At 65.0% G+C, this 19319-nt stretch carries 17 protein-coding genes; 6 read left to right on the forward strand and 11 right to left on the reverse strand.

The window, feature by feature from the left end; all coding sequences use genetic code 11:
• Positions 1-3 precede the first annotated feature (3 nt).
• Positions 4-807 (forward strand): hypothetical protein, encoded by an 804-nt coding sequence (locus tag H9627_RS02720; RefSeq protein WP_191732508.1) that lies wholly within the window; start codon positions 4-6, stop codon positions 805-807.
• Between the two features lie 87 nt (positions 808-894).
• On the forward strand, positions 895-2013 hold the full coding sequence (locus tag H9627_RS02725; RefSeq protein ID WP_191732509.1) for a hypothetical protein: 1119 nt from the start codon (positions 895-897) through the stop codon (positions 2011-2013).
• 6 nt (positions 2014-2019) lie between these two features.
• On the opposite strand, the gene H9627_RS02730 is transcribed toward H9627_RS02725, so the two are convergent.
• Genes H9627_RS02730 through H9627_RS02765 form a run of 8 tightly spaced genes read right to left on the reverse strand, consistent with a single transcriptional unit; the run spans position 2020 to position 14118 of the window.
• Entirely contained in the window at positions 2020-4053 is a 2034-nt protein-coding gene (locus tag H9627_RS02730; RefSeq protein ID WP_191732510.1) for an ATP-dependent DNA helicase UvrD2, read from the reverse strand.
• A 26-nt stretch (positions 4054-4079) separates the two neighbouring features.
• The gene (locus tag H9627_RS02735) at positions 4080-4799 is read right to left on the reverse strand and encodes an NAD(+) diphosphatase (RefSeq protein WP_191732511.1); all 720 of its coding nucleotides are present in this window, start codon (positions 4797-4799) and stop codon (positions 4080-4082) included.
• Positions 4799-5860 (reverse strand): potassium channel family protein, encoded by a 1062-nt coding sequence (locus H9627_RS02740; protein ID WP_191732512.1) that lies wholly within the window; start codon positions 5858-5860, stop codon positions 4799-4801. The genes H9627_RS02735 and H9627_RS02740 overlap by 1 nt, the downstream gene beginning before the upstream one ends.
• 26 nt (positions 5861-5886) lie before the next feature.
• The gene (locus tag H9627_RS02745) at positions 5887-9135 is read right to left on the reverse strand and encodes an ATP-dependent helicase (RefSeq protein WP_191732513.1); all 3249 of its coding nucleotides are present in this window, start codon (positions 9133-9135) and stop codon (positions 5887-5889) included.
• Positions 9128-12211 carry a PD-(D/E)XK nuclease family protein gene (locus tag H9627_RS02750; RefSeq protein WP_191732514.1) on the reverse strand — a complete coding sequence of 1028 codons (3084 nt, stop codon included), beginning with the start codon at positions 12209-12211 and terminating at the stop codon, positions 9128-9130. Before H9627_RS02750 ends, H9627_RS02745 begins: the two co-directional genes overlap by 8 nt.
• 3 nt (positions 12212-12214) lie before the next feature.
• Positions 12215-12979, reverse strand: coding sequence for a TIGR02569 family protein (locus H9627_RS02755; protein ID WP_191732515.1), 765 nt, complete (start codon positions 12977-12979; stop codon positions 12215-12217).
• Positions 12980-13002: 23 nt separating this feature from the next.
• On the reverse strand, positions 13003-13872 hold the full coding sequence (locus tag H9627_RS02760; protein ID WP_191732516.1) for a DUF3152 domain-containing protein: 870 nt from the start codon (positions 13870-13872) through the stop codon (positions 13003-13005).
• Positions 13873-13890: 18 nt separating this feature from the next.
• A complete protein-coding gene (locus H9627_RS02765; protein ID WP_191732517.1) occupies positions 13891-14118 on the reverse strand; it encodes a DUF3107 domain-containing protein in 228 nt (75 codons plus the stop codon).
• 68 nt (positions 14119-14186) lie between these two features.
• Between H9627_RS02765 and H9627_RS02770 the strand changes: the two genes are divergently transcribed.
• On the forward strand, positions 14187-15461 hold the full coding sequence (locus H9627_RS02770; protein ID WP_191732518.1) for a DEAD/DEAH box helicase: 1275 nt from the start codon (positions 14187-14189) through the stop codon (positions 15459-15461).
• Positions 15462-15464: 3 nt separating this feature from the next.
• A complete protein-coding gene (locus H9627_RS02775) occupies positions 15465-16670 on the forward strand; it encodes an Rv3212 family protein (RefSeq protein WP_191732519.1) in 1206 nt (401 codons plus the stop codon).
• A gap of 13 nt (positions 16671-16683) precedes the next feature.
• On the opposite strand, the gene H9627_RS02780 is transcribed toward H9627_RS02775, so the two are convergent.
• Positions 16684-17100, reverse strand: a complete 417-nt coding sequence (locus H9627_RS02780) for a hypothetical protein (protein WP_318247749.1) — start codon at positions 17098-17100, stop codon at positions 16684-16686.
• Between the two features lie 570 nt (positions 17101-17670).
• On the opposite strand from H9627_RS02780, the gene whcE reads away from it, so the two are divergent.
• Complete coding sequence (whcE, locus tag H9627_RS02785; RefSeq protein WP_006769534.1) at positions 17671-17931, forward strand: WhiB family transcriptional regulator WhcE; 261 nt, start codon at positions 17671-17673, stop codon at positions 17929-17931.
• Between the two features lie 165 nt (positions 17932-18096).
• Positions 18097-18171, forward strand: a complete 75-nt coding sequence (locus H9627_RS14360; protein WP_096877815.1) for a 50S ribosomal protein bL37 — start codon at positions 18097-18099, stop codon at positions 18169-18171.
• A 123-nt stretch (positions 18172-18294) separates the two neighbouring features.
• Here H9627_RS14360 and rsrA read toward each other — a convergent pair whose 3' ends face one another.
• Positions 18295-18570, reverse strand: coding sequence for a mycothiol system anti-sigma-R factor (gene rsrA, locus H9627_RS02790; protein WP_191732520.1), 276 nt, complete (start codon positions 18568-18570; stop codon positions 18295-18297).
• Positions 18567-19193 (reverse strand): sigma-70 family RNA polymerase sigma factor, encoded by a 627-nt coding sequence (locus H9627_RS02795; RefSeq protein ID WP_191732521.1) that lies wholly within the window; start codon positions 19191-19193, stop codon positions 18567-18569. Before H9627_RS02795 ends, rsrA begins: the two co-directional genes overlap by 4 nt.
• Positions 19194-19319 lie beyond the last annotated feature (126 nt).

Below are 19319 nucleotides of genomic sequence, written 5' to 3' on the forward strand. Positions count from 1 at the left end.
TCCATGACACACATCATGCTCTCGCCGTCCGCCCAGATCCTCATCCGTCCGGGCCCAGCGATCCAGTTCGGCGTGGATGCCACGCGCGCCGGGATTCTCGAGCTCGAATCCCCGGAGTTGGCTGCACGGATCGTGCCGGTGTTGCTCGCCCTGCGGGCCGGGCAGGGGGTGGAGGGGGTCGTCGACAAGCTCACCTCCGCGGGTCTGGGACGAGGGGCGGCCACCAGCCTGCTCGAGGACCTGCTCGCCTACCGGGTGCTGCGGGAATGCGCGCCCGGGGAGGTGTTACTACTGGGCAACGGGACGCTTCTCGACGCCACCGCCTCCCTCATCGAGGCACTGGGTCTGGTGCCCCGCATCGCCTTGCGTGGCGATAATCCCGCCCAGTTCCTCACCCGGCCGGCACTCCAGGTGGTGGTGCTCAACCGTCTCGCCCACACCCGGTACCTGGCTCCCCTGCTAGCCAGGCGGGTACCCACCTATCTGATGGCATCGCTCATCGACAACCGCGGGCTCATCGGCCCCGGTCGTCGGCGTCTGGTCGGCCCGTGCCTGATGTGCGTGGACCTGCACCGCAGTGACATCGATCCGCACTGGCACGCTCTGGCCACCCAGCAACCCAACGGCCCGACCAGCCCCGATCCCGTCACGGAGGCCGCCACCGCCGCCCGGGTGGCCGCTCTCGTACACACCGATGACTGGCGGGCGGGCGAGGTGGAGGAGATCGACCCCTATGCGGGCACCTCGATCAAAAGCACCCTCCCGGTGCATCCCGGGTGTCCAGTGTGTTTCGCGGCCGGGACATAGCGACCTGGTGAATAAAGCGCCACCCGGTGTCCGCACCCGCGCTACCCTTCTTTTATCAACTGTCTGAAAGGAACCCCGCCGGATCCCATGAAACCACCACGTGCGTACCGGAGTCTCATACTCCTCCTTGCAGCAGCCGTCCTCCTCACCGGGTGTGCAGACTCGACGGCCGAGGATGAACGGCCCACCCTCACCACCACCATCACCCAACAACCGGAGGACACTGTCGCATCTTCTGGTAACGATATCGGTGAGCCCCGGGCCGACACCGGGGATGATTCTGCGTCCTCTGTGGCCCAGGCCAGGACCGCCTACCACGAGGTACTCAACTCACCGGGACAGTTCCCCTTCACCGGTGGTGCCGACTACGCCCTGACCGGTAACTACGACTACGCACTGGTGGAGATGACCGGCGATTCCACCCCGGAGCTGCTACTCCGGGCCACCACGGTTGAACACCTCGACCCCATCCGTGTCTTCAGCGTGGGTACCTCCGGCTCGCTGATCGCCCCACCCGACACGCTGCTCAGCGGGGCCGCCGGGGCCGGAGGTTACCGCGCCGGTATCAATGCAACTGCGTCCCGGGATCAGATACTCCAGGCGGAGTGGCACTCACTCAGACCGGAGATCACGGTGCGGCCCTTCGTCCTTGACGGGGAGCGGTTATCCGCCACCGGATCGGAGTGGAAGGATTCCATGAGCGCCCCATCCGGGGCCCTGTTGCCGATCACATTCCACAGCATCAATGACCGCACCCCCCTGGAAGCAATGACACCCACGGTGGGGGAGGTTTACACACCCCACACCACACGGCCGGTCCCAGCCCCGCAACCTTCCACACGACCGGACGGGGGCCTCACCCTGTCAGGGCAGGTACAAGTGATGACAGCACCGGAACTCGCCCGTCACCAGGGTCATTCCAGTACACCGAATGGTGAGGATGACAGCCACCGTTTCGCGGTGTTCATCCTGGATAATCCCACCATCTTCTACGCACACAAGGCAAGCGATCCGAATGGTCTGGTGCAGCAGGAAGCCACCATGGTTCAACTCGGGCAGGTGACCCCCTACAATTCCGACCCCACCGGGTTCAACCTCGAGGGCCAGCGGCTCACCATCACCTTTGATCCAGAGCAGTGCGGATTCCCCACCGATGCCTCACTGCCACTGGGCCAGCCCCGGTGTGGCGGATACACCATCAACTAGCGCGCGTCAGCCGCGGAGAATCTCCAGGATCTCATCACCGTATTTCTCCGCCTTCATCGGCCCGATGCCGGGCACGTTGAGCAGCTCATTGTCACTGGTGGGCATGAGCTCCGCGAGAGCCATGAGCGTGGCGTTGGAGAACACGATATAGGCGGGGACGTTCTCCTTCTGCGCGGTGGTGTTCCGCCAGGTGCGCAGTCGTTCAAAGACCTGCTCATCGGCCTGCGGCGGGCAGGCGTTGCACCGGCCGACGACCCGTTCCGCCGGGGTGTCCAGCGGGTTGCCGCACACCCGGCAGTTGCGTGGCCGGTTGCCCCGCGGCGTGCCGGACTCCGGGGTGGGGTCGATGACGATGCCGTCGAGGAAGCGGGTGCGTTTGCGGGATTTACGCCCGCCCTCCTGCCGGGACAGGGCCCAGGAGCAGAAGAGGTGTTCGCGGGCGCGGGTGACACCGACGTAGAACAGGCGCCGTTCCTCCTCGATGGCCTCATCGCCGGCCTTGATGGCATGACTGATGGGCAGGGTGGAATCCACCAGACCCACCAGGAACACCGCATCCCACTCCAGGCCCTTGGCGGCGTGCAGTGAGGCGAGGGTGACACCCTCGACGGTGGGTGGGTGCTTGGCCTCCTGGCGTTCGTGGAGTTTGCGCAGCAGACCCTGGAAATCCAGGTCCGGAGTGGCGGTGAGCAGCTCCTCGACGAGGTCAACCAGGGCGTTGAGGGACTGCCAGCGTTCGCGTTCCTGGGCGCCTTCGGGTTCCTGCGTCGACAAGCCCAGTGGCACGAGGGTGCGGCGCACCAGTCGCACCAGGTCCGTCTCGTCGACGTCGCGCTGTGCCGCGCGCACCAGCTGAGACAGGGCCTGCCGGATCTCGGCGCGGGTGAAGAACCCCTCGCCGCCACGCACCTGGTAGACGATCCCGGCATCCGACAGCGCCTGTTCGAACACCGCGGACTGCGCATTGATGCGGTAGAGCACGGCGATCTCGGAGGCGGCCACCCCCTGGTCGAGCAGGGTGAGGATCCTGCCTGCGACCTCGCGGGCCTCGGTCGGTTCATCATCATAGGAGGTGAACTCGGGCTCCGGACCGGGATCACGCATGCCCTGCAACTCCAGGCGGGTGCCGGCCACCCGGCCCCGGGCCTGGGCGATGACGGTGTTGGCCAGGTCGGTCACCTGCGGGGTGGAGCGGTAGTCGCGCTGGAGCTTGACGACGGTCGCATTCTCATACGTCCGGGAGAAGTTGAGCAGATAGTGCGGGGTGGCCCCGGTGAAGGAGTAGATCGTCTGGTTGGCATCCCCGACCACGGTCAGATCATCACGGTCCCCCAGCCAGGCCTCCAACACCCGCTGCTGCAGCGGGGTGACATCCTGGTACTCATCGACGACAAAGCTGCGGTACTGCTGGCGGAACTCCTCTGCCACCGCCGGGGAATTCTCTAGGGCGCCGGCGGTGTGCAGAAGCAGGTCATCGAAATCCAGGAGCAGTCCCTCACCGGTGGTTTTCATCTGCTCATAGCGGGCGTAGACATCGGCGACCTTCTCCGCGGGCACCGGCGGGGTGCGGGGGCCGAGCTTCTCCGGATACTGCTCCGGTGAGATCAGCGATGCCTTCGCCCACTCGATCTCCCCAAGGATGTCACGGACCTTCTCGGTGGAGGATTCCAGACGCGCACCACGCACGGCACGGCCGACGAGGGGGAATTTGTTGTCCAGCAGTTTCCACTTCAGATCACCGGCGACCTGCGGCCAGAAATACATCAGCTGTTTACGCGCCGCCGCGTGGAAGGTCCTGGCCTGCACACCGCCGATCCCCATGAGGTTGAGTCGGTGGCGCATCTCCCCTGCGGCCCGGGAGGTGAACGTCACCGCGAGCACCCGGTTCGGGCTGACAAAGCCCTGGTCGATCAGGTGGGCGATCCGGTAGGTGATGGTGCGGGTCTTACCCGTTCCGGCACCCGCCAGGATGCACACCGGTCCACGTGGTGCGGTGGCGGCGATACGCTGGTCCTCGTCGAGGTCCTGCAGGTTGATCACAAATACCCCTTCACTTCTTGAGAAAACTACTGGTTCTTCCCGGCGGCCCACGCCAGGATCATGTCATGGGCAATGGAACCGGGTGGGGCGATGGGGATCCGGCGGTCCCGGATATCGCGGGCGCTGACCCAGAGCACCTCGATGAGCTCACCATCGGTGTCGGCCTGGGGATGCTCATCCGCGGTGGTTCCGCGCATCCCCACCATGAGCGATCCCGACACCGGCCACGGCTGACTGCCCACATAGGTGATGCCACCGACCCGGCGTCCGGTCTCCTCCCACACCTCACGGGCAAACGCCTCCTCGAGGCTCTCACCATGGGAGACATACCCGGCCACCAGGGAGAAGTACTTGCGACGCTGGGCGTTCATGCCCAGCAGGAGCCGGTCAGCGCCTGCGAGTTCCACCAGGCCGATGACCGCGGGATCCAGTCGGGGATAGAGGGGGCGACCACTCGCGCCGTACGCCACTCCCCCATCGCCGTAGCGCAGTTCACTGCCGTCGGAGGGGTCGAACCGGACCCGCTCCCGGTTGCGCAGGAGGCTGACGGAGGCGTCGACAAGCCGGTCGTTCAGGTCGCGTGGCGCGACGGGTCGGCCGAGGTCGCGGACCTCCCCGCTGCTGACCCGGACCGCGAAATACTCCGGCGCCACGGACACCGGTTCCCCGGGATGGTCGGTGAGGAAGACGGGGCGGCCGTCACGGACGGGGATCTCATCGCGGGGTCCCACGGGCAGGATCTGCATCAGTTCTTCACATCCTCACTGAACACCCGGCGGATATAGAGCAGACGATCCCCCGGTTCCACGGTCTCCGCCTCGGGTGAGTCAATGCGGTAGAGCTCACCGGAACGCACCACACCCAGGACGATGTCGGCGAGGTGACGTGGGTTGGAGCCCACCTCATCCTCGGCGACAGGACGTTCCGCCACGGAGAAACCCTCATCGGGTGAGAGCAGATCCTCCATCATCTCCACCACCGACGGGGTTACGGTGGCCAGACCCAGCATGCGACCGGCGGTCTCGGAGGAGATCACCACCGAATCCGCACCGGACTGTTCCAACAGGTGCTGGTTCTCCGATTCCCGTACCGACGCCACGATCATCGCCCGGGGCGCGATCTCCCGCACCGACAGGGTGACCAGCACGGCGGTGTCATCGAGGTTGGGGGCGACCACCACCGCGCGGGCACGCTGCACACCGGCGATCCGGAGCACATCGGCCTTGGTGGCGGTGCCCCGGACGGTGACCAGCCCGTCATTGCTGGCGGCATCGAGGGCGGCCTGGTCGGTGTCGATGACCACGATCTGGTTCGCCGGCACCCCATCGGCCTTGAGCGCCGCCACGGCGGAGCGTCCCTTGGTGCCGTAACCGACCACGACGGTGTGATTGCGCATTCGTCTCCTCCAACGCTGGATCTGCAGGGCCCGGCGCGATTCCTCGGTGAGCACGGACAGGGTGGTACCGACCAGCAACACGAGGAACGCGATGCGGAACGGCGTGATGACCAGGACGTTGAGCAGGCGCGCCTCCTGGGTCACGGGCGTGATATCGCCGTAACCCACGGTGGTCAAGGACACCGTGGAATAGTACAGCGCATCGATGAAGGTGAGTTCCTCCGAGTACCCGCCGCGGTCGAAGTAGACGATGAGGGTGACCGTGAGCGTCAGGATGAGGGCGTACCCCACCCGCCGGAGCATGAGCCACCACGGGCTGATCTTGGCGGCCTCCGGGATACGGATGATGCTCAGCAGTGCATGATCGGGCAACCCCGACAGCTCAGCGTCCCGCCTGGAACTTCGTCCCATCTCCCACGTCCTTTCATTCCCCTAGATCATAGGCCCTGCGCCCCATCCAGAAGTAGCGCGAGTTCACCGGCATCGGGCAGGTGGTCGGGTTCAAAGGTGTGGTTGTGCGCGACGTAGTGGAACGCACCCCGCACCTGCTGCGGATCGATCCCGCGCAGGCTCGCCCAGGCGATGCGGTAGACCGCCAGCTGGATGATCGCGGCGTCCATGTCCGCGCCCCGCGGTGTCTGGCCGGTCTTCCAGTCCACGACCAGCCAGGTGTCATCCGGTTCGTGGAACACAGCATCCATGCGGCCGCGGATGACGTGCCCGCCGATGACCACCTCGAAGGGATGCTCGACGTAGTTCGGCGTGCGGTCCGCCCACCGCGATTCCAGGAAGGCGGCGCGGAGTTCCTCGAAGGTCTGCTCCGAGAGTTCCTCATCCATGCCGGGCAGCTGGTCCTCGTCGAGCAGGGCGCTGGCGCCGAAACGGTCCTCCAGCCACTGGTGGAACTGGGTGCCGCGTTTGGCGTAGGTATTCGGTTTGAAGGGGACGGGTCGGCGCAGTCGGCGGGCGAACTGTTCCGGGTTGTTCTTGAGGTTGACCAGGTCGGTGGCGGTCAGTTCGCGGGAGATCTCCACATCGAGGGTGGGCGATTGGAGGCGGCGGTGTTCGTCGATAAGCACCGTCACCTCGCGTTCCCACAGCTCCTCGATACCGCCATCGAGGGACGCGTCCGACGGGGTGGCGCGCACCAGCTCCGCGCCCTCCGCCACCCCGGGTGGGATCGTCACCGCCGGGTACATCGCCTCCTCGGCGGGGAGCTTCCCGACGTCCGCCTCCTCCCCCTCCCACCAGGCAACCACCGCATCCGGTGCCGTGGCCTTGAGGATCTCCAGGTGGGCATAGGGCACCTTGGCCTTCGTGGTGGTGCCGTCGATCGCCGAGCCGGTCACCATCAGGGCGCGTTCACTGCGGGTGATGCCCACATAGAACAGACGTGAGTTCTCCTCCGCCAGACTGCTTCTGACCTCGGCGGTGTACTCCTTCTCCGCGGCCTGGAGGTCCCTGCGGTTCTCCACCCCGGAGGTGTCCAGTTCGGGAGAGCCCTCGCCGGCATCACCCCGGAGACTGGAGGGGATGTGCTTGACGTTCTTCAACCAGGTGAAGGCTTTGGCATCATAAGTGTTGGCGTCGGCGTGCAGGACGGAGACGATATCCCATTCCAGGCCCTTGGCCTTGTGCACGGTGAGGATCTGCACGCGGTCGCTGCGCACCGTCACCTCACCGGGTTCCAGGCCGTCCTCCTGGTCGCGGGCCAGCTGGAAGTAGTCGAGCAGCTCCGGCAGGCTGACACTGGAATGGGCCGCGACCTCATCGGCGAACCGGTCCAGATGCACGGTACCGGTCGCCCCGTCGGCGCGGGGATTCTCGCGGGCAAGCACCTCGGTGCGGATGCCGAAGACCTCCTCGATGTCGGCGAAGATATCAGCCACGGAATGCCCCAGGCTGGTGGTGCGCAGATGACGCAGCTGGGCCGAGAGACGACGCAACCGGCGCAGTCCCTCCAGGCTGAAGTTGGTGGCCTCACCCAGGTCGGAGACCGCATCGGTCAGACCGACGATCTCCTCCGGTTCCGTGGGCACGGTCTCCGCGATCTGGGCGGCCAACCGTTCCATAGGTTCCTCCGGCAGGGGTTCCTTCTCCTTGGGGTTGCCGGGACGCACACGTCCGGCGAGGTTGGCCGCCCGGCGCTGCAGCACCTGGATGTCCGCGATCCCCAGACCCACGTGAGGTCCGCCGAGAATGCGCAGCGCCGCCCGGTTGTCCTGGGGGCGCACCAGCATCGTGGCAATCGCCACCATGTCGGCGATCTCCGGCACATCGAGCAGGCCGGACAATCCAACGATCTCCACGGGGATGCCCCGGGCGCGGAGTTCGGCGGCCATCGGTTCGGAGTGGCGGCGTTTGCGCACCAGCACCGCGGCGGTGAATTTCTCACTGCGGGCATCCCAGTACTTCTTCAGCTCATCGGCGACGAAGGCACGTTCCTCCTGGGCGGTGGCGAACCACCCGATCTGCACCTCACCGGTGGGGGCGCCCGGGCGTGGTTCCAGCGGTTGGACCGTCCTGGTGGGGGCATCGGCGGGGCCGAGCACCTCACGGGAGACGGCGTTGGCCAGCTCCAACACCTCCGGCGGGTTGCGCCAACTGGTGGTGAGCTCGCGCTTCGGGGCGTTGGTGCGGGCATCGAGGGAGATCACCGGGAAGTCACCGACGAAGTTCTCCAGGTTCGCCGCGGTGGCACCACGCCAACCGTAGATGGCCTGCATCGGATCACCCACGGCCGTGACCGTCAGCCCCGGGTCGGTGCCACCGAACAGGCTGCGCAGCAGGACCCGCTGTGAATGGCTGGTGTCCTGGTACTCATCGAGCATGACCACCCGGAAGCGGCGCCGTTGGGAATATCCCACCTGCGGGTGCCGGGAGGCCAGGCGTGCCGCCTTGCTCATCTGTTCCCCGAAGGTGATCACCGCACGGTTGTGGAGTTCCTGTTTGAGCTGCTCCACCAGCGGCAGGTACTGCAGGCGGGTGATCTGGGTGTCCCGCCACTTCGCCATCTCCCCTGGCAGGGGTGTGTCCTTGCCGTTGTGGGTGGGCAGTTCCTCGAAGAGGTTGATAAACGGTTGGGATTCCTCCCTGATCTCATCCGGGGACACCATGTGGTTGTCCATCTCCGAAACCAGATCCAGGAGGTATTCAGTCACGGTGGCCGGTGACACGGTGGCGGTGAGCTCACCGCGGTAGTTGTCCACCACCTGCCGGGCGATGTGATAGAGCTCGGTCTGGGTGATCAGCCGCGCCGAGGGTTCCACCGGCAGCAGCAGCCCGTATTCACGGATGAGGTTTCCGGCGTAGGAGTCATAGGTGGAGACCGTGGGGGTGATCGCCTGCAGGCTGCGCGCGATACCGCCGGTGGGGTCGAGGTCACGCAGGGTGGGGATACCGGCGAGGGTCTCCAGGCGCTGGCGGATACGCTGCGAGAGCTGCTGCGCGGCCTTCCTGGTGAAGGTCAGTCCCAGCACCTGGTCGGGAGCGGCGAATCCGTTGGCCACCAGCCACACCACGCGGGCGGCCATCGTCTCGGTCTTGCCCGCGCCGGCACCGGCGACCACGAGCAGGGGCCCGGGTTCCGCGCCGATGATCGCGGCCTGCTGCGCGGTGGGGGCGTGTTCCTGGCCGAGCATCCGAGACAGAAGCACCGGGGAAACTCGGGTTGATGTCCTAACCATGGATGAGGCGTCCTTCCGGTTGTACTGGGCACAGGCTCTTGACGGGGCAGTTGCTGCAGGTCGGGTTGACCCTGGCCAACAGGTTGGGGCCACGCCGCAGGTGGGCGAGTTCGGGCAGCAGGGCCGCCAGCTCATCCAGTTCCTCCGGTGTCTTGGCGGCCTGGTCACGGGTGGTGATGCCCTTGGCATCATGCGCGGGGTACACCAGCACGCCACCACCGACGGGTTCGGGTGTCTCACCCGGATCCGGGTCCTCCACGCGGTCGCCGTGGAGCACGCCGCGGGACAGGGCGAGCTGATAGGAGGCCAGCTGGGCGTGATCGCCCATGTTCTTCTGGACGGCGGCCTGCCGTCCGGTCTTAAGGTCAACGATGACGAGCTCGCCGGCGTCGTTACGCTCCAGGCGGTCCATCCGGCCCCGGATGCCCACCTCCGGGGAGATGCCGACCTCCACCTCCATCTCGGTGCCCACCAGGTCAAAGGTGGCGCGGGAGGTCTGCAGCCAGGTGTGGGTCCGGGTGATGGTGCGTCGGAAGTCCTGTTCGGTGGTCTCCTGGGACCAGCTGGGCACATTCGCCAGGTCCATGTACGCCTCGGTGACCATGTCGCCTGCGCGCTCCGGATCAGCGCCACGGGCGACGGCCTCGGCGAAGGCGTGGACGAGGGTGCCGCGCAGCATCGCGACGGGTGTTTCCTCCTCACTGTCCAGGCGGTCGAGGGAAGCCCGCAATGGGCAGTTCATCAGGGCCTCGATGCGTGACGGGGACAGCCACACCCGCCCCTCGGGGATGAGTTCCGCGGTGGTGGAGGGTTCACGCAGGGCCAGCCAGGCGTCCGGGTCCGCGCCGGGGATACCGGCACCGGCCAGTCGGTTGAGCTGCCGGGCTGCCTGTCGGCGTCGGGAGCCCAGTTCCCCGGGATCGGTGACCACCCGGCGCAGCTCGGCGACCAGTGCCGGGACCGACAACAGCCGGTGCCCGAGCACCTCCGGTTCGGCCAGCGGGGTCTCCCCCGTGCCTTCGATATGGGTGATCCCGATGCCGTGTGTGGCGGCGAGCTCCTCGATGAACCGGGAGGGTTCCCGCACCTCATCGGAATCCGGGGTGTTCACGGCGGTGACCAGCAACTGGTCGCAGGCGCTGGAGGTGGCCATGTGGAACAGTCGACGTTCCTCCGCCAGACGGTCCACCGACCGGGAGATGATGATGTCGGGGTCGATGTCCTCATCGATCAGGTCGATCAGTTCCTCCTGACCGAGCAGGGTGCCGGTCTCCCCCAGCGACGGCCAACTGCCCTCCTGGACCTCCGCGACGATGACATGCCGCCATTCCCGGCCCGTGGTGGCATGCGCGGTGGTGACGGTGACCGCCTCGGGCGACACACCCCGGCGTTCGCGCACACCGGTGGGCAGTTCCTGCTCCGAGATGTGCACGATGAAGGACCGGATACCCGCGGTGGGATAGCGCTCCACATAGTCACCGGCGGCGTCGAACAGCGCCATGATCGCATCCAGATCGCGGTCCGCCTGGGAACCGGCCGCCCCACCGCGGAGGCTGACCGCCGACAGGTGGCTGGACAGACCTGTGGCCTCCCACACCGCCCACAGGATCTCCTCGATGCTGCCCTCGGCCATGGCCTCACGCCCGGCGCGCAGCACGGAACGCACCCGTTCCAGCAGTTCGAGTTCACGGTCGGTGAGGAAGGCGAGCAGCTCCTCATCGGCGTCGCTGTTCAACAGCCCGCGCAGCACCTCGATGGCGCGGCGGTGGCCGTCGGCACGCATCTCGGCCTGCCGCAGACCACGCAGAAGTCGACGCAGCGTCACCGGATCGGCACCACCGATCGGACCGAGCAGCAGGTCCTCCAGTTCCAGGGGCGTGAGTTCCTCGGTCAGGGCGCGCAGGCCCAGGACCATCGCCGCGACGATGCGCTGTTCCGAGAGCACGACATCAGTCGGGCTGATGTGCACCGGCACACCGGCAGCCAACAGCACGCGCCGCACCGGGGCGATCATGCCGGCGGAGCGCACGATCACGGCAATATCCGACCAGTCCACCCCGTCGAGCAGGTGCGCCCGGCGCACGGTGTCGGCGAGCAGGTCATTGTGGGCGGAGGCGGTCTCGGTGACCGCGATGCTTATCGACGGCGTCCTCCGCCCCTCCCCCAGATGGATCGAGTGCTTCGCCTCGAAGTCGAGGAGGAAATCCGGGTTGGCGCCACGGAAGTGGAACACCGACTGCTCCGGGTCGCCCGCAATGACGGCGAGCTCGGCCGAGGGGATGAACCGGGTGATCAGTTCCGCGGATTTCGGGTCGAGATGCTGGGCATCATCGACGAACACCCCGCGGTAGGTGGTGCGGGGATCACCGCAGGCCAGCGCACCGGTGACCAGTTCGGAGGCGGAGTAGCTGTGGGAGCCGGCCAGACGCATGATCTGCTGATACTCCCGCAGGAATTCACCGGCTGAGACCCAGGCGGGGCGGTTGTACTGCTGGCCGTAGCGCACCAGTTCATCGGGCCCCACCCCGCGTTCCACGGCGCGCAGCAGGAAATCGCGCAGCTGCCGGGCGAACCCGACCATGCGCAACCCCTCGCGCTGTTCGGCGGGCCAGACCCCACGGTCATCGTCGGCGTGTCCGCGGAGCAGTTCACGGACCACCGCGTCCTGTTCCGCACCGGTGATCAGGCGGACATCCTCATCGGAGGAATCGCGGAGGAGGGCGAAGGCCAGGGAGTGGACGGAGCGCACCATCGGACCATCGGAGACATAGTCCATCCCGTCCATCCCGGCGACCAGCTCCGACAACTCCCGGCGCAGCCGTGAGGCCGCCTCCTTCGAGGCGGCCACGATGAGGATGGAGGAGGGATCCCATCCCTGGCGGATGCGTTCGACGACGGTGTCGATCACCAGCGAGCTGACACCTGATCCGGCCACGCCTGTGACCCGCCAGGTGGATGTCCCTGCGTCGATAAGCTCCTGCGACGGCCCGGACCACGTGCGGGGCGCCACGCGGGGGCGCGCCGGCACCAGACGGACGCGGGGATCCTGTGGAATGAAAGGTTGATACTCCGACATACCCTAGAGTGTGTCAGATAGATAGGACACGAGGGCGGTTTCCACCCTGTCCAGATTCGAAAGTACGTTCTGATCCGTGGTTCCGGACAGCTCCTGCACATTGCGGCGGTAGAGGAACGCACGCAGCAGCAGCTGGTCAATATCCGGCAGGTGGGAGAACCGGCGGAGGATGCCCTCGTCGACAGCACCCAGCAGCAACCCATCGATGATGACCAGCGCCGCGGTGAACCCATGCGGCCGGACCAGGGGTACGACATCGGTGACCACCGGGGGCTGCGCCGCCGAGTACAGGGTGGTCGCCAGCATGTCCGCGTGGCACACCTGCACCGGCTGATCGATGGGACGCAGCAGGGACCCGATACGACCGGCCTGGTCATCCCAGGCACGGGTATCCGCGCGGGCAAACAGGTTCAAGGGTTCCAGTTCCGGCTTCGGGGCGTTGACCAGAGCATCAGCCAGGCGCAGGGCAGCCACGACGGTTTCATCCACCCGGTGACTGACCTCGCCGGTGGAATACACCGAGGCGCGCCACCCGGAAACGACGAAACGCCCATCGGTGGAACGGATCGGACGCACCACCCGCACCCCCTCCGGACGCAGACCCTCCCGGACCTTGGAGGACCAGGAGGAGATCTCGGGGTTGGTCACCCGGGAGAACACGGTGTTACCCACGCGGAAACCATGGTCCCATGCCCCACCGAGGCCCTCGGCGGGACCGATACCCACCTGGAAGGCATCGCGGATGTGATCGGGGAGCTGGTTGGACATGGGTTTTCCTCACATTCTGGGAACTACAGGCCCCGCGGGTACGGCCACGGATTGTATACGCAGGTCGCGTCATCATCCGGGTACACCTCATCCGGATCGATGCGGTACAGCTCGGAGTTGTTCAGACTGAGTGTCTGCTGCATCATGATCGGCGCGAGTTCGCCGTCGGCGGCGCAGTAATCATGGGCCGCGTAGCCCAGCCCGTGGCCGACCTCATGGTTGATCAGATACTGGCGGTACGACCCGAGATCCCCGTCAAAGGGCAGGGCACCACGGATCCACCGCGACTCATTGATGAGGACACGGTTGCCGTCCGAATAGAAACAGCTGGTCTCCATCTCGATGTCATTGCCGCACAGGGCATGCGTGGTGGCCAGCGAACTCAGCTGGATCCGCAGATCGGGGTCCTCGCCGGGGCGCACATGCTGGAAGGCGTAATCCTGATTGGCGATCCACCCCTTGGGATTGGCCAGGGTGGCATCGACCACGGAGACAAAGCCGTCATCGCCCCCATAGGCGGCGGTGTTGATGCCGTTTTCCACCTCGACGACATATGTGTAGACACGCCCCTCACCGACCGGGGGCAGCGGATTGCCCACCACCCGGAAACTCCCCTCACCCTCCTGGGTGAACGGGCCACCGGGGGGCAGTTCCGTCGGAGGAATCGACAGGGGTTCCGCGTCTGCCGGATCCGGGCCGGGCCTCGGGGCGGGTTCCGGGGAGCGGGTGGTCGCCGTCGTGCTTGTCGACGCCGTCACCTCCCCCTCGGTAGCGCCACTGCTGGAGAAAACGTCCACCAGCACCCAGACCGTGATCACGGCCAGGACCGGGATGGCATAGGCACGCCAGCCGAGTTCACGGGCCAGACGGACCCACAACGGTTCCTGTTTCACTTACTCCAACGACCCCGTTTATGCGCCGGCGAAACCGACGGTGCGCGGGGTGGTGGTGCCGACCTCTACATAGGCGATGCGGTTGTTGCGGACCAGGAAGCGACGACCTTTGTCATCGGTCACGTCGAAGACGCCCGAGTCGTCGGACAGAGCCTCGGAGACCTTCGCCGCCACCTCATCCTGGCTCTGGTTGGACGAAATAATGAGTTCACGTGCGGAATCAGCGAAACCGATCTTGATATCCATGCTTCTCCTAAAAGACTCGTTTGAGTGGAATGACCCTATTGTATCCGTGCAACGATAGTATCTAAGTTGTGTCTTCTGAAAGCCCTCGCCCCACGTTCACGGAGCTCGGTGTCGCGGTGGAAATCACCGACGCACTCGAAGCCCTCGGTATCCGCCACACCTTCGCGATCCAGGAGTACACCCTTCCCATCGCGCTCGACGGCCACGACCTCATCGGACAGGCCCGCACCGGCATGGGTAAGACCTACGGTTTCGGTGTCCCACTGCTGGACCGGGTCTTCGACTCCGCCGACGTCGAGGAAATCGACGGCACCCCCCGCGCCCTGGTGATCGTGCCCACCCGCGAGCTGGCCGTCCAGGTCGGCGAGGATCTCCAACGCGCCGCGGTCAACCTCCCACTGAAGGTGTTCACCTTCTACGGTGGCACCCCATACGAGGAGCAGATCGACGCCCTGGAGACCGGTGTTGATGTCGTGGTGGGCACCCCCGGGCGTCTGCTCGACCTCTCCCAGCGGGGTGCGCTGCGCCTGGACAAGGTGGCCATCCTCGTGCTCGATGAGGCCGATGAGATGCTGGACCTGGGTTTCCTCCCCGACATCGAGAAGATCATGAGGGCCCTGACCCACAAGCACCAGACGATGCTGTTCTCCGCCACCATGCCGGGCCCCATCCTCACCCTGGCCCGCAGCTTCCTGGACAAACCGGTGCACATCCGCGCGGAATCCGCCGACTCCGCCGCCACCCACGCCACGACCCGCCAGATCGTCTTCCAGGCCCACCGCATGGACAAGGAGGCGGTGACCGCCCGCATCCTCCAGGCCCGCGGACGCGGCAAGACCATCATCTTCGCCCGCACCAAACGCACCGCCGCCCAGGTCGCCGAGGATCTCGCCGCCCGTGGCTTCACCGTCGGATCCGTCCACGGTGATATGGGCCAGCCCGCCCGCGAGCGTTCCCTCAACGCGTTCCGCAGCGGCAAGATCGACATCCTCGTGGCCACCGACGTGGCCGCCCGCGGCATCGACATCGATGATGTCACCCACGTGATCAACTACCAGACCCCCGATGATCCCATGACGTATGTCCACCGCATCGGCCGCACGGGTCGCGCGGGACATACCGGCACCGCGGTCACCCTCGTTGGTTATGATGAGCTGCTGAAATGGACGGCCATCAACACTGAGCTCAACCTCGGTCAGCCCAATCCGCCACAGTGGTTCTCCACCTCACCGGAGCTCTATGAGACCCTCGACATCCCCGAGGGGGCCAGTGACCGCGTCGGTCCCGCCACCAAGGTCCTCGGTGGCGGAGTCACCGCCCGTGCGCCCCGCCGCAGGAGATAATGCATGTCGGAGAAACCACTTCGCCGCACCCGGAACGATCTGATCATCACGGGAGTCCTGACCGCGGTGGCGCTCATCGCGGTGGCCACCGCCTGGGCAACAGCCCCCATCCGCGGATCCGAACTCACCCCGGCACCTGAGCCCTTCGTGGCTGCCACAGCCCTGACCAGCGTGCCCGAGAACCTGGATGAGATCTGGCGGGTTGCCGACACCACCCCGGGTGCACACCTGCCGGTCACCTCCGCCGGGGTCATCATCGCCTCCGAGGGCAGTACCCTGCGCGCCCACAGCCCTGATGGTCAGGTGCTCTGGACCTATGACCGCGATGTGGACCTGTGCTCGGTGTCAGCCGCTTTCGACGCAGCCGTGGCCACCTACCGCACCGGTGTGGGATGCGGCGATGTCGTGGCCATCAACGCCGCCGACGGTAAATACAAGGCGACCCGCAGCAGCAGCGCCGATGAGGAGGTCGCCCCCATCGCCTCCAATGACCACGTGGGCACCGTGGGGCCCGAACGCGTGGAACTCTGGCGATCCGACATGGTGAGAACCGTGGAATACGGTGAGGTCGAGGCGGAGCAGGAAGCCAACCAGCAACCATTCCCCGAATGCTCCATCACCTCCGCACTCACCCGCAAGGAACTGCTCGCAGTCACTGAGACCTGCCCCGACGGGGGCACCTTCCTCCGCCTGCAGCACACCACGCCGGAGGACGCACGCATGCCCGATGTCACCCAGAACATCGAGCTCCAGTCCGCAGATGCCCGCCTCGTCGCCATCGGCACCGACAGCGCCGCCGTCTACGTCGAGAACCCCACGCCAACGATCGTCTCCTATGACAACAATGGCGTGGCCGTCCACGAACAACCCGTGAACGACGTCAACTTCCCCGCTCCCCCGTTCCCGCAGGCCACCGCGGATCTCCCCCACCACATGTCCTGGTTCAACGGCGGACAGCTCCTGCTCTTCTCCCCCGATGCGCTGGCCCTGACCCTGACACTTGACGACGCACTCGGAACCGGCATCGCCGTCGACGGCACGCTGCTCTACCCCGTCGCCGATGGCATCGCCGTGACGAACTGGGACACCGGCGAGGTCTCCCGCATCATCCCCGTGGACCGCGGCGGTTATGAAGGTCCGGTTTTCCTGGGGCTGGCGGGTGAAACGATCGTCGAAAAGCGCGGGTCCGACCTGGTGGGGCTGGCCTGAGAGGTGACCGCGATCAGTACTGGTTGGCCATCCAGTGCACTGATCGTGCGTTGAACAGCATCGCCAGACACGCAGCAGCGGAGAGTGCGACGATCGCCGCCCACAGATACCGCCCCTCGCTGAACATGTAGTACGCGACCGGGAAGAAGATGATGTTGAGCATGATGATGGGGCCCCGGCCCCATCGTCGGCCACTCATCATGCTCAGTGCACCGGCGAAGACGGTGCCGAAGATGATGATGAAGAACACCGCGGTACCGAACCCCACCCAGGTGTTCGCCTCCGCTGATTCATAGACGATGCTCGGGTCGTCTTGCCCCGTGAACTCCCTATAGATGAGGAAGAAGGCATAGGCGAGACCGATTCCGGACTGGATAAGGGCGATGATTCCACCCCAGCGGATGGTGGGCGGCACGATTGAGGATGTCACGTGGACAGAGTCTAGCTGTTAACTTCCCCGTCACCCATCCGAAGAGGTATCGAGGTAGATTTCTGAGAATCTTTCCGCCTGCGCCGCGACCCGTACCGGGGTGGAAAAAAGTTAAGGAAAAAGCGTTATACGTCGTTAGTTTCTTTGTTAAGTGATTGCGAACTTGACACTGTGAGATCTGACTCTTTTCCTGCCCGAAATGAGAAACCACTGGTAGATGCAGTATTCACCCTTAATAGGCAACCTAAATAATGTGATTCATCCCACGCAAACCGTGCCTATCAATGCCATTTTGACTATAAATTGGGTGACTTTGCCCACAAAATGGGGTTAGGGTCTAGCCAACGGGCGGTGCACATGACATGATTTCCAAGTACCAACAAGAACGCAGAAACAACTGGTTCTTAACTTCGGTGCAGCGCAACATGAACCCCAGGTAAACAACAAGACGCTAGAATGCGTCTTTATCTCCATGCCGGGGACTTTCCAGTTAAACGAACCTTTCCCAGGTTCCATGTAGCGCGCCCGAAAACCGTTGACAAAGAGTTTTACTGAAAAGGAGTTATCGAAATGGATTGGCGTCACGAAGCAGTATGCCGCGAAGAAGACCCTGAGCTGTTCTTCCCTGTCGGCAACTCCGGCCCGGCACTTGCTCAGATTGCCTCTGCAAAGATGGTCTGCAACCGTTGCCCCGTCACCACCCAGTGCCTCGCATGGGCACTGGAGACCGGTCAGGATGCAGGCGTCTGGGGTGGCATGAGCGAGGACGAGCGTCGCGCACTCAAGCGTCGCAAGAACCGCGGTCGCGGCCGTGCCCGCATCGCAGTCTAGGACAATCATCACACCGTTCTGATCAGTCAGAGCACCCCGGTTCAACCGCCGGATCTCATAATAGAATATAGGCACCGGTGAATCTGCTGGCCTCAGCTTTGTTCCCTGATGGGCACCGACTAAAGTGTTGTAGGTTGATCAACATTCAGACAGAAGGAGGACCTCATGAGCAAGCGAGGACGTAAGCGCAAGGATCGCCGCAAGAAGGGCGCCAACCACGGTAAGCGCCCCAATTCCTAAATAAGTTAAACCACCCGGAAGAGAACCTCTCTTCCGGGTGGTTTTTTCTTGGCCCATACAAACGCGCTGATGCCCGGCGGAAGGATCATCTTCCGCCGGGCATCAGCGCTGTCATGATGTTAGTTAACCCTGCCGGTATTCCACCCGGAGCTGGTAGGAGATACGCTGTCGCAGTTCAACGGGGGCCGGCGGGCAGCAGCACTTCCGTAGGAGAGCCCGGAACTCCGCCTCTGCATTGAGCAGCTGGGCACAGTTGGGACATTCTTCCGCGTGGGCGCGGAGTCTGCTGCATTCCTCAGCGGTCAGCTGGTCGTCGAGAAGCAGGTACATGGTCTCGTGGAATTCGGAGCAGCCGCAATTATCGTGTGGACAGCCGCATCCGCAATTGCTGTCTGTCATTTCTTCGCCTCCGAGGTCTTCTGCATGTCGGGATGGCCTAAACCGATCCCCTGTTCTTGCGCTACTTCCTTCAACATCCCACGTAGCTGTTTTCTTCCACGGTGGAGGCGGGACATGACTGTTCCGAGCGGAACATCCATGATTTCGGCTATCTCCTTGTAGGCAAGCCCCTCCACATCGGCATAATAGACCACCATCCGGAACTCCGGACTGAGTTCGTTCATCGCATCGCCGATCTGCCCATCGGGGAGGTTCTTCAGCGCCTCAACCTCCGCGGACTCAAGGCCGGTGGAGGTGTGCGAGAAGGTGTCCACCAGCTGGTAGTCGGTGATTTCCTCGGTGGGGGTCTGGGCCGGCTGCCGCTGTTTCTTCCGGTACATGTTGATGTAGGTGTTCGTCATGATGCGGTACAGCCAGGCCTTGAGGTTGGTTCCGGGCCGGAAACTGGCGAACGCCTGGAAGGCCTTGATGTAGGTGTCCTGCACCAGGTCCTCGGCGTCGGCCGGGTTGCGGGTCATCCGGAGGGCACCACCATAGAGCTGGTCAAGGAGGGGTAGGGCCTCCTCCTCGAAGCGGATGGCCAGCTCTTCATTGTCGGCTGTGCCGGTTCGGTTCTCAGCCATGGGGCCCCTTTCAAAACGCGTGTCAACCATTCTACGTTGAGCGCTGCCCAGACCCCACGGGGGTGGTCGATTAAGGGCCTGAGCAGCGCATCCGCTGAACGGGGTCCCCCTGGTGTCCGGTCCATG

Source organism: Corynebacterium gallinarum (assembly GCF_014837045.1).
Taxonomy (GTDB): Bacteria; Actinomycetota; Actinomycetes; order Mycobacteriales; family Mycobacteriaceae; genus Corynebacterium; species Corynebacterium gallinarum.